We start from the raw sequence: 15,440 nt of genomic DNA, 5'->3' as shown, positions 1-15,440 counted from the left end.
CCTAGATAACCATCTCCTCTCCATTATATACTGATTGTTTCGAGAAAAACAATTTCATTTTGTTTTGCACAAAACAATATTATTCAAACATGTCCGCACCAATGGATGATTCCTTTCCGAATGGCTTCCATCGGGTTAGACTCCGATTGGGAAATAGCCCAAGCGACATATCCATCCGGTCGAATCAACGCTGTATGCACGTCATGCCAATCAGGAGCTCCTTTAGCAAGCGAAGCGCGAACGACATGGACATGTTTGTATTTGGACCAATCTATTACATCGTACAATCGTTCATCCGAGCCCAAATGGAGCAAGAGGAAGGAACCAGAATGAAAAAGCTCGTATGCATTTTGGCACACATCATTCTCCAGGCGTAAATGCAACTCTGTAAAACGTCGACCGTTCAATACATGCGGCTCCATCTCCCTATCCGGTTCATACTGGACATTGAACGCAGAGATTTGGGTAGCGAGCCGATAATTGGCCTCGGGTATTTGCAGCAGGTTGGACAGCATGTTCCTCAAAGCTATGACGGATGGGGAGAATTCCGAACTACCGAACAACAGCGATTGCACCTGTGTATTCGTTAGCAATGCGGTATTGATGGGGAAACGCTCTGTATGATAGCTGTCCAACAGCCAATCCGGTGCCCAGCCTTTTAATTGGGCTGCCAGCTTCCACCCCAGGTTGATTGCCTCTTGCAGGCCAACGTTCATCCCCTGTCCACCAGCTGGAAAATGAATATGTGCCGCATCTCCCGCCAGGAAAATCCGTCCCTCCCGATAACGCTGAGCTTGCAAGGTCGCATTGCCAAAACGAGTCATCCAAAACGGGTCGGAAATCCCCAAATCGTCTCCAAGAATACGCAGTAAACTAGCGCGCAATTCCTCCAATGAAACTGGTTCTTCCTTTGGCACTGCCATTCGCTCCGGATCGATCAGCACCACCCGATGCATCCCTTTTGGCAAGGGTACAATCATGACCAAACCTTGCTCATTAAAGTAGGAAGGAACCCCCGATTCCGGCGGATTTTTCAAAACAACATCCCCTTGCATAGCCGTAAAAGTCGAATTCTTACCGATAAATGGAATGCCTGCCTGCTTGCGGACAATGCTGGCAGCGCCATCTGCACCGACCACATAGAGTGCCGTCAGCACAGCGTTTCCATTCGGCCCTACAGCCACAACCTCAACCCCGTGCTGATCTTGGTGTACGGCCACTACCTCCTCTTCCCTGCGTATTTCCACCCCTAGACTTTTTGCCCACTCCTCTACTACCTTCTCCGTTTCATGTTGGGGAATAATCAGTGTGTAGTTGGAGGAAGAATCTAAGACAGAAAAATCCAAGCGTGTATCAAGTGCTGCAAAATGCCCTGTCGTAATCGGCTTTCCTCTATCAAGTAATTTCGCTTTCAACCCGCGCATATCCAGGATTTCCAGTGTGCGTGGATGTAGCGTGAGCGCCCGTGAATAAGGGGTTGTTTCCATTAAGCGCTCAAGCACGCACACCCTCACTCTGGCCAATGCCAGCTCTGCAGCCAGCATCATGCCAACTGGTCCACCGCCAACAATAATCACTTCATAATCGACCTGCATTGAACCATTCCTCCTCATTTTTGTTTTGTGCGAAACAATAATAATATAACACATACTCTCTCTAATGAAAATGATTTTCAATTGAATACAAACTGAAAAGGCGACCCCTTCTCGAATCGAGCATGGGATCGCCTTTTTCTATTTGCTTATCGTTTTGCTACGACAATGACATAGACAAGACCTTGATCATTTGTCCACAAATCCACTTTGTCCTTGGAGGAAAGATCACTTTCTTTCAAATCATTACCGTTGTAGTATTTGATCTTCGCGTCTTCCGTCATCTTCAAGCTCGTCGATACGTCATCGAAGAATACGTATTTATCTTTGTTCACACGGGATTCAATTCCGACGAAACGCACGTTTTCCTTCGCAAGTTTTCCACTAACGGATGCGGCAATAACATCGCCGTCACGATCAAGGGTCAATGTCACGTACTCAAATTGATCGACGTCTTCAATCGCGTCCTCATCCGTTACATCGTACGTCTTGCCATTAATCTCTACTTTCGCGGAAGTCACCTTACCGTCATCGTTACGAACCTCAACAGAGTCAACTACACCGCTTACTTTCTTAGGCGCACCTGTGATGGCTTTTACTTTGCCAGCGTTGTTGAGTGTCAGTGTGTATTCTTTGTCGTTGGATGCTGCATCGCTGTCAATCGTGACGCCGGACAAGAGCTCATACACTTTACCGTTCACGGTGATTTTGGAACCGGATTTTTTGGTCACGTATCCTTTTACGGTTTGCTTTTCCAAAGTCAGCTCCACAATGTCATTCGTGCCGACGTTGTATTTCCACGTAAGGATACGGTGGTCATTAAACTGATCTGTTTTAATCGTTGTTGGTGATACGGAGCTGCCATCGACAGTCAGCTTCGCGTTAGTCAAGATGTCGTAGGTTTTGCCATCGATTTTCACAGTTGCCAGCTTTCCTGCTGCATACGCAGTTGTGTCTGAGACCAGCTTGTTCGTAGCTGCACCTACACCCTGCTCTACTTTCACCAGATTTCCATTCTTGTCGAACGTGAGGACAGCAATTTGACCGCTCGTCAACTCATCCAGCTCATCTACTTCGTCTTCATCTACGAACAACTCGGTATCTTCATGCACCTCGTAATTCACGCTTCCAACGCGAATCAGGTTTTTGTTTGTATCCACAGTGATCGTATCCGTGAAGCTCAGCTTCGTATAAACAAGCTCGGATACTTTACCGTCCACATCGAGTGTCAGCTCGACCAAGTCATCTTTTTCGATATCAGAGAACGAAGCACTTGTTGCTTTCGCCTCAGGATGAGCCTTTCCTTTGATCGTTGCTTTGGAATCCAGAACATAGGTCGTGCCGTCTACCCTTAGCTCTTTCTTCGAGTTGGAGCCGCTCACAGAAGATACTTTTTCTACAATTCCTTTTGTCGTGTTATCGCTAATCGTGATGGACTTGATCTTGCCATTGTCGCCAACGACTGCCACGAACTTTTGTCCGATGTGAGAACGGCTTACATTTACGCCATCTTCTACTTCCAAAACAACTTCTCTTCCATTGACGATGGCCTTGAATTTCTTCTCATCGCCTACAGCTGTTGTAAAATTAAGGCCAGTCTTCACGATCCCTTCGACGATTTCAGAGTCAGAAGTAACAACGGTGAGGAAAGCCACTCGGCCGTTTTTCGTGATGTATTCTACCTGAGCGCCAACGACCAGATTGCCGTATATTTGCGCGGAATCAGCCATTTCGATTTCTTTGTTTTGTCCGACTAGTTTCAGCTTTTTGCCAGACTTGTCATACGAAGCGACTGCGCCCTTTACTACTGGCAGCTTTTGAATGGTTCCTTTTGCATTGCCATCTTTGTCATAGTAAGCGCCGTTTGCGTAAACAGGCGTTTCCATGAACTTATCTGTATACTTTGCCACAATATCACGCGGAGCTGCTGCTGTCGGTGTTTCTTTTGCATCGTAGATACCTGCTCTGTCAGCTTCCAGCAAGTACGGGATGTACCACTCGCTTGAAGCTGATGGACGAACGTCGATCTTCAAGCCTTGAACGTATACGGTCAGTGCTTCCGCAATTTTTACATTGTTGTTAGGTTTGAAGGTTCCATCCGGATAGCCCTTGATGATGCCCTGCGATACAGCCAGATTGATATAACCTGTTGCCCAGTGATCTGCTGGCAGGTCTTTAAAGGCTGTCTTTCCTTGCAAGAGTTTCGCTTGCGCATCTGTGTACCCGAGTGCCAGCACCGCAACTTTGGCGAACTCCGCTCTCGTCACTTCTTTATTCGGCTTGAACGTGCCATCGGTATACCCTTTTAACACACCAGCATAATTCAATGTCAGAATCGCGTCTTTATTCCCGTTTCCTCCGATGTCGGAGAATGGCAGTGCCGTTGCAGCCAATCCGGTACCCGGCAACGCAAGCGATCCAGCCAGAACAGCTGTCGCCAATAATTTTTTGAAATCCTTACTTGCTCGATTCTTTGCTTTTTGCAAAATAAACCCCTCCATCAATGTAACAGTTTTATCAGTTCATTTCTCCAACAGACACTCCCATTTGAAGAAATGATGGAATAGCCCACAGTAGAACTGTTTTCTTCGGCCGAATGCTCTTTTTAGACGACAACCTTTTCAAAAAAGTTTCAAAGAATATTTAAGGTAAATGATTCCACTGGTCTTCAAACCTTGATTTGTAGAGGGTTCACGATATTTCGCAGAACGTAAAAAAACCACCTGAGATCTCAGGTGGTTTTACGTTTCATTCCAGCAGGAAATGCTATAAGCCAGGTTCTGTCTCTCCCGTGCTTCAAGCGGGGCAATCCCTCGCACTAAGAGCGGTAGCCATCTATCTATGGCATCCGAAGATACCATCCGTCCTTTCCGTTTGATTCCTTCAGGACGGTTCCCCTACCTAATTTGGGTTTCTCGCTCGCAGGGTTTACCGCGTTCCATCTTTTCTGTCGCCAGAAAAGCTACGTTTCTGTGGCACTTTCAGCGTACTCGGGCCTCAGAGAGAGCCCTTTCCACGCCGTCAGCGAGACTCACGCCTCACTGCCCTGGCTTGCACCAGGTACGAACACTCCAGGCATCTCAGCCTGGGCGAGCCTGGACTTTCCTCTACCGCCAATCGCCGAAACGATTGCGGCAGCGACTACCCACATTTCCTGCACATCAGAATCAGTAACATTTACTCTACCACATGCCTCATACATGGTCAACAAGCAGGATTTGGAAGGTCTATTTGTAGTACAATAGAAATGGCTACGAGGAGGTATGACTATGATAACCATTACTCCAACTGCGGCAGCGCGTCTTGCACAAATGATCGGGGAAGAATCGGATGCTGAACAGCTCGGTATCAGACTCGTCCCAACTACGACGGGATGTGGCAGCTATACATATAGCATCGCCATCACAGAAGCGGAAAACCAGGATCTCGACCAAGAAATAAGTGGGATTCGGTTCTTTTATCAAACGCATGAGATAGACAAGCTTTCCGGGACGGTCATCGACTGTGATCCTGCTACTGGCCGCTTTTCTATTTTCCACCCGCGCCCGATGCAAACACATTGCTCGCTTACTCATTGATTAGGAGGTTACTATGCTGCTGCTATCATTTGAAAACATCAAACCAAAGATTCACCCTACTGTTTTCCTCGCAAAAGGCTCTGTCGTTTCAGGCGATGTCGAAATCGGTGAGGATTCTTCTATTTGGTACAACACAGTGATCCGTGGGGACATCGCTCCGACTGTCATTGGAAAACGCGTCAGCGTGCAAGACAACAGCACCCTGCATCAAAGCCCGAACAACCCGTTAATCCTCGAAGACGAGGTGACCGTTGGACATAACGCTGTTTTACATAGCTGCATTGTACGTCGCGGCGCATTGATCGGAATGGGCGCGATTGTTTTGGATCGTGCGGAGATCGGGGAAGATGCGATGGTTGCAGCGGGTGCACTTGTTCCTCCAGGCATGAAGGTGCCACCTCGCTCACTTGTTGTCGGCAATCCAGCAAAAGTAAAACGCGAACTCAACGAGGCAGACTTGAAAGAATTCGTACGCATTCGCCAATCGTATGTGGATAAAGGAAAGATGTATCGACAACTGGAAGATAGCCCGCTGGAACGGGAGTAGGAAAAGGAAAAGGAAAAGGATCGAGTTGACCCCCCTGTGCATGGAACAAAAAAAGCGGCGTATCCCTAGTGGAAACACCGCTTTTTCTTACGAAGCATTCTGCAATCGATCTACCTCGCGAATGTGCTCAAAAAGCATATACGAGCGAATCGCTGTCTCTAAATGAATCCGATCCGGTTCTTTGGTCGTACTGTATTTTTGAAAGAAAGCCGACAGCTTGTAAAGAAAACCAAAGTATTTCCGCACGTAGCGATCCCCGAGCATGCCAACAAGCAGTCCTGCTACCCCGCAAGCGACGCTCCACTCTAAGGGTAAAAAGAATACGGACAAGATGAACCCCGTAAAAAACCATACAACCAGATTCGTTGAGCATCCGTCATTCACGATATTTGCTCGTTGAATCTCTTTTAGTGCTGCTAAGGACGTCTTACCCCCATAGCTAAACACCTTATGCTCCGCACCGTGAAATTTTTTCATCATTTTCGGAAAAACGAAGTGAAAGCCTGCAATGTATACAGCTACCCACATCGGATCAATAACAGCCCAGTCAGGTTTCACGATCGCTGCTAGTACATAACACGCAAGCAGGAGGTGAAACAATTGATAGTACCACGGAAAGGAGAAAAATATCCGATACCAGAGCTTCCCTATTGTTTTCAATGTAATTTTTTCCGCCCACATATGAATTACGCCGTCTTTCACTTCCGCGCAAGCCAGCACGTTGCGATCATGAAAAAGCACACCGCGTCCAAAAGACATCCCCATAATCATCTCGTTAGCTATTCTCCTTCCGCCCTAATGTCGTTATAATAGGTTGAGTTGTACGCAGAATGAAGGAGGTTTCCACAATTGATCCGCATGGTTCCAACTACACCATTAACACCTTTACACGATCCATGGGAGCCGTTGTTCAATGCGACACCCCCCGCCTATAAACTTACCAGCGTCGAGTTTACTGTAACGAATCTGTGCAATCTCCGCTGTGAGCATTGCGCGGTTGGTGATACATTGCGATACAAAGACGATCCCGCTCTCCCTGTCGATCTCATACTCCGTCGTCTCGATGAAGCAAAAGATCTGCTTACTATCAGTATAACAGGCGGAGAACCGATGTACAGCGAGCGCACCGTGAAAACTGTGATCGGGCCTATTCTACAATATGCAGCAGAACGAGGACTGCGGACACAAATCAACTCCAACATGTCTATGCCGTTTTCTCGGTATGAGTTGATCCTGCCTTACATTGACGTCATGCATATTTCGTGGAACTGGTCTACTCCCGAAGAATTTCATGATATTGTTTACGCAAAAGCAAGGCAGCCGGTTTCAATAAAAAGAGCGGAAGCACAGTTTCACGAGATGATGGAAAATGCACGCAAGCTCTCGGAAGCAGGTGTATTTGTCTCAGCCGAAACGATGTTGAATCATCGCACATGGACAAAGCTCGATACCCTCCACCGCCAGATTCAAGAGATGGGCAGCAAGCGGCATGAGGTGCACCCGATGTACGCGAGTGATTTTGCCCGTGATCTGAATGTGCTTTCACTCGATGAGCTTCGTCAAGCCATTCATCGGATGCTCGATGTACGCAATGAAGATTTGTGGATGCTATTCGGGACGCTTCCGTTTTTTGCTTGTAGTAATGAGGCAGCAGACAGGGAGTTGATCAGCAGACTGCGGTCCGCGAAAAATGTGACGACTCGCAATGATCCAGATGGTCGAAATCGTCTTAACATCAACATTTTTACGGGCGATGTCATCGTGACCGATTTCGGAGATGTAGAGCCATTGGGCAATATTCAAACCGATCAGCTCCAGTCGATGTTTGAAAAATGGCAAGAACACACGCTGAATCAAAAAATCAATTGCTTCTGCCCTGCTGCTGCATGTGCCGGACCTAACCTGCTCGTTGCTAATACTTACTATCAGGAGACTGATTTCACTCTGCGCAAAGCAATCGTCTAAATGGGCACACTAGGGCGTGAGGTGATCTACCATGAGCAGACGCAAACGCCCTCTCGTTCCCGAGGCGCGAAAAGGACTGGACGCCCTAAAAGCGCAGGTTGCCCACGTTGCTGATCCCGCGCAGGCCAAATTCGAGGTCGCGGAAGAAATTCATGTTCCGTTGCAGCCCGGCTACAATGGACAGCTAACCTCTCACGATGCCGGTCGAATCGGAGGACGCTTGGGCGGCAGTATGGTCAGAGAGATGGTTCGGATGGCGATGGAAGGCATGAATAAAAAACCGTGATCCTATGCTTTGGGAACCCCGCTATTTGATGAATGCGAATGGCGGGGTTCTTTGTCGAGCATTCGCACATTGCCGAGTAGAACACTGGCTATCAAGCTGATTCCAATCAGAATCAATCCAGTGACAAAGACGCCGTGCAAAGCTTCACTAAACACCAAGCCTGCCCGCATCTGCCATTCCACGATGGTTCCAAACAAACTGATTCCAATCGTTCCCCCAATGGAACGAAATAATTGCGATGTCGACATGGCAACGCCCCGATCTTGCGGTTTTACAGCGCTTTGTGCTGCGGTACCGAGTGCCGGATAGATGGCCCCCATGCCTAGACCTGTGACAATCATGTAGATGACGAGCTGTGTGTTGGTTGTTTCTACATCAATCGTGCTCATTAGGAAAAAGCCTGTCGCCATGATAAGTAAGCTGGGGATTAGAACCGCACGAAAGGAAGCTTTTGCCATCCATCTTCCCCCAATCGTCGAAGAAATCGCTGCGGACAGCATGAGTGGCACTAAAAGAAAACCAGCCTCTGATGGACTCGCACCGCCCACCCCTTGGACGAACAAAGGGGTGTATGCGATTGCCCCGAACAAAGCCGCACTCACAAAGAATCCTACGAGATTGCCATATCCAATGGCTGGGATGCGAAATAAAGAAAGTGGAAGCAAAGGTTCCTTAGCTTTGGTTTCAACCCAGATGAACAAGCCGAGAAGTAGGATACCCGCTCCCCCTAATCCGATCTTGTATTCTCTCCCCTCCATGACAAAGGACAGCAGGATGAGAATGATAGCTGCGCTCAAGCAAATCGCCCCATACCAGTCGATGACAGGCTTTTTATCATAATGCCGCTGATCACTCCAGGCTAGGGCAATGATCAAAAAGGCAGCGATACCGATGGGAAGGTTAATAAAGAAGATCCATCCCCATGGCAGAAGCTCCACGAGGATTCCTCCCAACGAGGGACCGAGTATACTCGTCATGGCAAAGACAGCTCCGAAAAGGCCTTGAAATTTGCCTCTCTTCTCGGGTGGATACAGTTCACCAACAATGATGAATGCAACCGGCATTAATGCCCCAGCGCCCAAGCCTTGAACTCCTCTCGCTACAATAAGACTTGTCATGGAATTAGCCAAACCGCACAGAAGAGATCCCACGAGAAACAGAAACAAACCAATCAAATACATTTTTCTCGGTCCAAACAAGTCAGCCATTTTCCCATAGATGGGCATGCTCGTGGTCGATGCGAGCATATAAATGGCGAACACCCAGCTGTAAAAAGATAGACCTCCCAGCTCTTTGGCGATTGTCGGCATGGCTGTTGATACAATCGTCTGATCCAGCGATGACAAGACTAGCCCCATCAGCACTCCACCCGTAACCAAACCTACGTGACGCTTTTCCTTTTCCATCTCCATCACTCCCTTATTGAAGTCAGTTGATAACAGCTCCAAAAATATAAGGGAATTTTCAAAAAAAGAATAGACTTTTTCTTCCAAATGATTTATTCTGATGATAGAGTCTGCCCCTAAGAGCCATCAATAAATCAAAATAAAAACCGCATCCATTACGGACGCGGTTTTTTGTTATGCCATTCCTCTCCCCATTCATCTGAGCTTGTCGAGCTTTTTGGCACTTGCCTTTCGAGGTCCAAGCATCGCCTTTCCTATGTCGCCCACTTTGTTGACAGAGTCAAAAACTTGGTCGATGACATCCACCAGTTCCCGAATCTGCACCACTTTTCCATAGACGCCCATGAAATGGTGTCGAACGTTTTTTCCATTTAACCCTAGCATGGCCGCACCTCCTCTTAATCCTCTCGTATCAGTTTATGCAGGATCGGGCGAAGAGGAAATTACGAAGTGAGGAAAATTATTTGGTCCTCTATCCAGCTGCTTAGCGTGGACGAGGCGTACCGGGCGGACGTGGGCGCGGAGGCGGTGTCGGCGTAATGGCCCTCTCCAGGCGAGTGACACGGTTCTCTAATCGATCAACTCGGTTATCCAGTCTGCGAAAATCTTCCCGAAGCGCATCCACTCGCCTTTCCACACGCTCCAAGCGACGCTCGACATCTCCACCAGGAGCTGGTGTCGGGGTAATCGGGATGTACAAATTTTGACCGACGTAAATGTAGTAAGGATATGCGATATTATTCACGCGGATCAATTCCTGAACGGATACACCAAAACGAGCCGCAATGCTGTTCAGCGTATCTCCGGCACGGACTACATAGTTCACGAATCTCACTCCTTTTATCTGTGATCATTCGTTATTAACCTATGCCCGCCTTGATACACGCGCAATAAACGAATACCCATTTTGGCAAAGAATAGTCAAACACCCAGTACAAACGCCGTTACAAACCTGAATCAGCAAGGCTCAGCCCCATCAACACTTTGAAAAGACAGTCACACTCTCAAGAAACACTTCTTCCACTTGCTTCAAAGACTCTATTTCTTGTAAAGGATCACCGTTTACCACAAGCAGATCAGCGAGATACCCTGGCGCTAACGTACCGATCCTGCTTCCTTGGTCCAGCACCTCAGCAGCGTTTTGGGTAGCAGCCTGGATCGCTCGAATTGGCTCCATTCCCAGCTCCACCATCAGCTTGATCTCTTCTGCCACAGGCGTAATCGGATAGCCATCCAATACGATATCCGTACCCGTAGCGATTTTTACACCTGTATTCATCAATCGTGCGAAGTTCTCGCGGTACGCCTTTTCCGATTCGATGAAAAAGGCTCCCTGCTCGATAAGCCCTTCGCTCAATATGCCTTGATTCGCTTGTTGCTGCTCATGCCAAATATGCTTGTAATAATCAGCAATCTGGAAGAAGGTAATCATGGTCGGTACCCATACCAGTCCTTTTTTCTTCATCTGCTCTGCCTGTTCGACTGTCATATGCGTCGCGTGCTCGATCGTATCAAATCCCGCATCAATTGCCATCTGGATCGCCGGTTGGAGGGATGCATGCACACAGCATTTCCGTGCCAAGCGATGAGATTCATCTACGGCCGCATCCAGTTCCTCTTGTGTGAACTCCGGCGTTGGTGTACGATGGCTCGTCATGAGCTTGATCCAGTCTGCTCCCGCTCTCACTTGTTCACGCACGGCTGTCCGCACTTCCCACGGGCCATTGGCTTCTCGCAGGGCACCATCCAATTGCCAGCCGTGGCCCCCGGTCATAATAATCCCTTGGTTTACCTGAAAAAGACGAGGGGAAACAATGAACTTGTTCTTGGCTGCCAGCTTCAGCGTATTGCACAATCCATCCGGTGCGGCTACATCGCGGATCGTCGTGACCCCCAGGGAAAGCGCCTCTTTCAAGTTCGCTGTCGCAAGTAGAGCCACAAGTCCATCGTTGTTGCGATACTCAGCCGAGTCTGGTTTGCTCCACCAATACCCGATGTGAACATGCAAATCGATCAAGCCTGGCAAAATGGAGCATCCGCTGTACCGCTTTACCTCTCCTTCCGAAAAGGAATGCGCAAGCTCCGATTCTGTCCCTACTGCTACAATCTTTCCTTGCCTATCAATCCCAACTGCACCTTGTTCGATTACACGTTCTCCATCTCCGATAATGACGCGATCAGCAATCAACCATTTCATTCCTGTCCCCCCTGTCAAAAATGAAAATCCATCTGCCCGCAATCCTGGTTAGTCCCTCGAAAGTTCATCATGCATCCAACTATTTCCTTCTCATCTTCCGCCTAGTTTGAAAAAAAAAACCTCCGGCAGCACATGAAGTGCGTCAGAGGCTTTCGTGTTACATTCCTTATTTAAATACAGGTGCCGCAAACTGAGCTAATTTCTCTGCGGAAGACTTTTCCACATCCGCGTGCAAGCTGTTGCCATGGGAATCCATGGTGACGATTGCAGCGAAGCCTTTTACGCGCAGGTGCCACATCGCTTCTGGAATACCGAATTCCATGAAGTCAACACCTTCTACTTTTTCCAAGCATTCTGCATAATACTGGGCCGCTCCACCAATCGCATTCAAGTACACAGCGCCATGCTCGTTCAATGCTTTCAGGGTTTTCGCACCCATTCCACCTTTTCCGATAACAGCACGGATTCCGAATTTCTTGATGATTTCGCCTTGGTACGGCTCCTCACGAATGGAAGTAGTCGGGCCAGCCGCTTTTACATGCCACTCGCCTTCTTGATCCTTCAGCATAACCGGACCGCAATGGTAGATGATGCCACCATTCAGGTCCACTGGACAGTCATGATCCATTAGGTAGCTGTGCAGGGCGTCGCGTCCTGTGTGCATTTCGCCATTGATGATGACCACATCGCCCACTCGCAGGCTGCGGATTTGTTCTTCAGAGATTGGCGCTTCCAGAACAACCTCCCGACGCTTTTCACCCGCATCGTCCGTAGCTGCTACAGGGGTCAAGTCCATGGCAACTTCTTCATCTTTATACAGATAACGGAGAATTTCACCAGTCTCCGGATTCAGGCGAACACCTTGACGACGGAATGCCCAGCAGTTGTAGGCAACGGATACGAAAAAGCTTGCTGGCAGGCGGTTTTCCACGCCGATTTTACAGCCGAGCAGAGTCGAGTTACCACCGAAGCCCATGGTTCCGATTCCGAGCTGGTTCGCAGTTTCCATGATGTAGTCTTCCAAAGCAGCCAGATCAGCATTTTGATTGACATCCTCTACTTTGCGGAACAGTTGATGCTTCGCCAGTGCATAACCGGATGTGCGATCGCCACCGATTCCTACACCGATGAAGCCGGCACTACAGCCTTGTCCTTGCGCTTGGTATACAGCGTGCAGAATGCACTTGCGAATGCCATCCAAGTTACGACCCACTTTGCCTAGGCCTTCGAGCTCACAGGGCAGGGAGTATTGGATGTTCTTGTTCTCACAGCCGCCACCTTTGAGGATCAGCTTGATTTCGATTTCATCCTCTTCCCATTGCTCGAAGTGAATGACAGGCGTACCTGGTCCGAGGTTGTCCCCTGTGTTTTCACCCGTCAAGGAATCTACAGAGTTGGAACGCAGCTTACCTGTTTTAGTTGCTTCTGCAATCATTTCCTTGATTGCTTGTTTAATGATCAGCTGGTTGACCCCAACCGGAGTTTTCACTTCGAATGTAGGCATCCCTGTATCTTGACAGATCGGAGAAACATTTTCTTCTGCCATGACGACGTTTTGCGCGATCGTAGACAAAGACAGCGCTGCACGTGTGCCAAGATCCTCTTTCACTTTAGCTGCATTGACGGCACGACGCACGTCTGGTGGTAGATTCGTAGAAGTATCCGTGATCAGTTCCAGAATGCTTTGCTTCAAGTTTTCCATCTATGACGCCCCTTTTGACGTAGTGGTGTAAATGGTAGCATAAACCGCCTATTATTATAGCACACGCTCCCCCACCTGTCCGTAGATTGCTGCCCAAAGAGTGTGTGAAACATTCCGTAAAAATGCATCGTCTTATTACCGACAACAAATTTTGGCAAGAAGCAGATATGAGGGGGATCAAAATGAAAAGAACATTTGCCGGGCTTCTCGCCTCCGTGATGGTGGTAACCGCTATACCCTTCCTGTTGACGACAGGTACAGTCGCGGAGCCAACCGTTCAAGCCGCATCAACAGAAGATTTGCCCGTAGTCGGTTCCTATGCGGAGCTAAAAAAGCTCATCCAATCATCAAACCAGGACAGCTATTACTACGCCACCATGGAAACGTCTACCGCTTTGCCAGTAGCCGCGCCTAGCACTGTCAACAAAGTAGCTGACACTTCCGGAGGCGCTGTTCGCGGTGATTTTTCCACAACCAACACACAAGTGCAGGGCGTTGATGAAGCAGATATCGTAAAATCAGACGGGACTTATCTTTATCAATCCACACAAAATGAAGTGCGCATCATCAAAGCGTATCCAGCCACCGAGATGAAGGTCGCAAGCCGCATCAGCTATGACAATGGAAAATTCGTACCGCAAGAAATGTACGTAGACGATCGTAGACTCATCGTTATCGGGCAAGCGGATGAGACCATCTCTTATCCTCCCGGCCATGCTTCCAAAAGAGGCATTCCCCGTTACCAAGGCATGCAGTCAGTGAAAACCATGATCTACGATATTACGGACAAAAAACAACCTCGGCTCATTCGCCAACTGGAGCTAGAAGGCCAGTACATGTCGTCCCGCAAAATCGGCGCGAGCTTGTACGTGACAGCCAACCATTACATGGATACTTATCGTATTATGCAGGAGAAAACAGAAGTGCCGGGCCCAACGTATAAAGACAGCGTCCATCATAACCAATACCAAACCATTCCCTACAGCGAGATTCGTTACTTCCCGGATCACTTTCGGCCAGAGTATTTGATCGTCGCTGGCGTGAATCTGGATGATTCGAAACAAGAGATGTCACTGAATACGTATCTTGGTGCTGGGGAGAACATCTATGCATCCACTAAAAATCTGTATGTAGCCGTCACCCAGAACAATGTACAGCCGGTAGCCGTTAAGCAAAAAGCATCGTCTACTTCTTTGATTGCACCTCCTATGGAGTCAGATACAACCATTTACCGCTTTGCCATGAACAAGGGAGACATTCGATATACGGGAAAAGGGTCTGTGCCTGGACGCATTCTGAACCAGTTTTCCATGGATGAAAACGACGGTTATTTCCGAATCGCCACGACTAGCGGGAACATGTGGCGAGACGATGAGCATACGTCGAAAAACAACTTGTATGTACTGAACAACAAACTCGAGGTATTTGGCAAGCTAGAAGGCATCGCTCCAGGAGAACGTATTTACTCTGTCCGTTTCATGGGAGATCGCGCCTACATGGTCACCTTCAAAAAAGTCGATCCGCTATTCGTACTCGATCTGAAGAAGCCTTCTGCTCCAAGCGTACTAGGTGCCCTCAAAATTCCAGGTTACAGCGACTATTTACACCCGTATGATGAGAATCATATCATCGGTTTTGGCAAAGAAGCAGAAGCAGATAAAGACATGGCCTACTACCAAGGGATGAAAATTGCCCTCTTTGACGTCAGTGATGTAACGAAACCGAAAGAAAAGTTCAAGACTGTTATTGGGGACAGAGGAACAGACTCTGAGCTGTTGCACAATCACAAGGCTCTGCTTTTTTCCAAAGAAAAAAATCTGCTTGCCTTTCCTGTAACAGTCCACGAACGAACGGCTGAACAAAAAGCCAAAAACGATATGCGCCAGTACGGCCAGTTTACTTTCCAGGGTGCCTATGTATATCAGCTCGATCTGCTAAAAGGCTTTCAACTGACAGAGCAGATTACCCATCTGTCGAAGGAAGATATCGCGAAAGCTGGCGAAGGCTGGTACGACAGCTCCAGTAACATCAAACGGATACTCACTATCGGCGACACCCTCTATACCGTTTCCGACGATTACGTCAAAACACAGCAGCTCTCTACCTCCAAAAAAGAGAATATCTTGCCATTGACGAAATAGCGGTAATGCTCTGTCATGCGGACAGG

13 protein-coding genes and 1 other RNA gene are annotated in these 15,440 nt (G+C 48.2%); 5 read left to right on the top strand and 9 right to left on the bottom strand.

Translation table 11 applies throughout. The features are described from left to right. Positions 1 to 83: 83 nt before the first annotated feature. The 3 genes from C7R93_RS11715 to rnpB all read right to left on the bottom strand — a co-directional run bounded on the left by C7R93_RS11715 (position 84) and on the right by rnpB (position 4,745). On the bottom strand, positions 84 to 1,595 hold the full coding sequence (locus C7R93_RS11715; RefSeq protein WP_106838963.1) for a monooxygenase: 1,512 nt from the start codon (positions 1,593 to 1,595) through the stop codon (positions 84 to 86). A gap of 146 nt (positions 1,596 to 1,741) precedes the next feature. Beyond that, positions 1,742 to 4,078, bottom strand: a complete 2,337-nt coding sequence (locus C7R93_RS11710) for an S-layer homology domain-containing protein (protein WP_106838962.1) — start codon at positions 4,076 to 4,078, stop codon at positions 1,742 to 1,744. 278 nt (positions 4,079 to 4,356) lie between these two features. Beyond that, an RNA gene (gene rnpB, locus C7R93_RS11705) (RNase P RNA component class B) lies at positions 4,357 to 4,745 on the bottom strand. Between the two features lie 116 nt (positions 4,746 to 4,861). On the opposite strand from rnpB, the gene C7R93_RS11700 reads away from it, so the two are divergent. Beyond that, positions 4,862 to 5,170: a HesB/IscA family protein gene (locus tag C7R93_RS11700; protein WP_106838961.1), complete on the top strand. Its 309-nt coding sequence runs from the start codon at positions 4,862 to 4,864 to the stop codon at positions 5,168 to 5,170. Between the two features lie 13 nt (positions 5,171 to 5,183). Next, a complete protein-coding gene (locus tag C7R93_RS11695) occupies positions 5,184 to 5,717 on the top strand; it encodes a gamma carbonic anhydrase (protein ID WP_106838960.1) in 534 nt (177 codons plus the stop codon). A gap of 87 nt (positions 5,718 to 5,804) precedes the next feature. On the opposite strand, the gene C7R93_RS11690 is transcribed toward C7R93_RS11695, so the two are convergent. Continuing rightward, positions 5,805 to 6,488 carry a DUF1385 domain-containing protein gene (locus tag C7R93_RS11690; RefSeq protein ID WP_106838959.1) on the bottom strand — a complete coding sequence of 228 codons (684 nt, stop codon included), beginning with the start codon at positions 6,486 to 6,488 and terminating at the stop codon, positions 5,805 to 5,807. Positions 6,489 to 6,566: 78 nt separating this feature from the next. Between C7R93_RS11690 and yfkAB the strand changes: the two genes are divergently transcribed. Then, the gene (yfkAB, locus tag C7R93_RS11685) at positions 6,567 to 7,682 is read left to right on the top strand and encodes a radical SAM/CxCxxxxC motif protein YfkAB (protein WP_106838958.1); all 1,116 of its coding nucleotides are present in this window, start codon (positions 6,567 to 6,569) and stop codon (positions 7,680 to 7,682) included. A 31-nt stretch (positions 7,683 to 7,713) separates the two neighbouring features. Continuing rightward, positions 7,714 to 7,968, top strand: a complete 255-nt coding sequence (locus C7R93_RS11680) for an alpha/beta-type small acid-soluble spore protein (protein WP_007724320.1) — start codon at positions 7,714 to 7,716, stop codon at positions 7,966 to 7,968. Between the two features lie 2 nt (positions 7,969 to 7,970). Here the strand turns inward: C7R93_RS11680 and C7R93_RS11675 are convergent, their stop codons facing one another. The 5 genes from C7R93_RS11675 to C7R93_RS11655 form a co-directional block, all read right to left on the bottom strand. Continuing rightward, the gene (locus C7R93_RS11675; RefSeq protein ID WP_106838980.1) at positions 7,971 to 9,380 is read right to left on the bottom strand and encodes an MDR family MFS transporter; all 1,410 of its coding nucleotides are present in this window, start codon (positions 9,378 to 9,380) and stop codon (positions 7,971 to 7,973) included. A gap of 189 nt (positions 9,381 to 9,569) precedes the next feature. Beyond that, the gene (locus tag C7R93_RS11670; protein WP_007724315.1) at positions 9,570 to 9,758 is read right to left on the bottom strand and encodes a hypothetical protein; all 189 of its coding nucleotides are present in this window, start codon (positions 9,756 to 9,758) and stop codon (positions 9,570 to 9,572) included. Positions 9,759 to 9,858: 100 nt separating this feature from the next. Further along, positions 9,859 to 10,200, bottom strand: a complete 342-nt coding sequence (locus tag C7R93_RS11665) for a LysM peptidoglycan-binding domain-containing protein (protein WP_106838957.1) — start codon at positions 10,198 to 10,200, stop codon at positions 9,859 to 9,861. 150 nt (positions 10,201 to 10,350) lie between these two features. After that, positions 10,351 to 11,571 (bottom strand): metal-dependent hydrolase family protein, encoded by a 1,221-nt coding sequence (locus tag C7R93_RS11660; RefSeq protein ID WP_106838956.1) that lies wholly within the window; start codon positions 11,569 to 11,571, stop codon positions 10,351 to 10,353. A gap of 166 nt (positions 11,572 to 11,737) precedes the next feature. After that, positions 11,738 to 13,273 (bottom strand): fumarate hydratase, encoded by a 1,536-nt coding sequence (locus tag C7R93_RS11655; protein ID WP_106838955.1) that lies wholly within the window; start codon positions 13,271 to 13,273, stop codon positions 11,738 to 11,740. Between the two features lie 182 nt (positions 13,274 to 13,455). On the opposite strand from C7R93_RS11655, the gene C7R93_RS11650 reads away from it, so the two are divergent. After that, complete coding sequence (locus tag C7R93_RS11650; protein ID WP_106838954.1) at positions 13,456 to 15,414, top strand: beta-propeller domain-containing protein; 1,959 nt, start codon at positions 13,456 to 13,458, stop codon at positions 15,412 to 15,414. The last annotated feature ends 26 nt before the right edge of the window (positions 15,415 to 15,440 follow it).

Origin of the sequence: Brevibacillus fortis (assembly GCF_003013395.1) — a bacterium.
GTDB lineage: Bacteria > Bacillota > Bacilli > Brevibacillales > Brevibacillaceae > Brevibacillus > Brevibacillus fortis.
The sequence above is the reverse complement of the archived record's forward strand: the minus strand, read 5'-3'. Positions and strand labels throughout refer to the sequence as shown.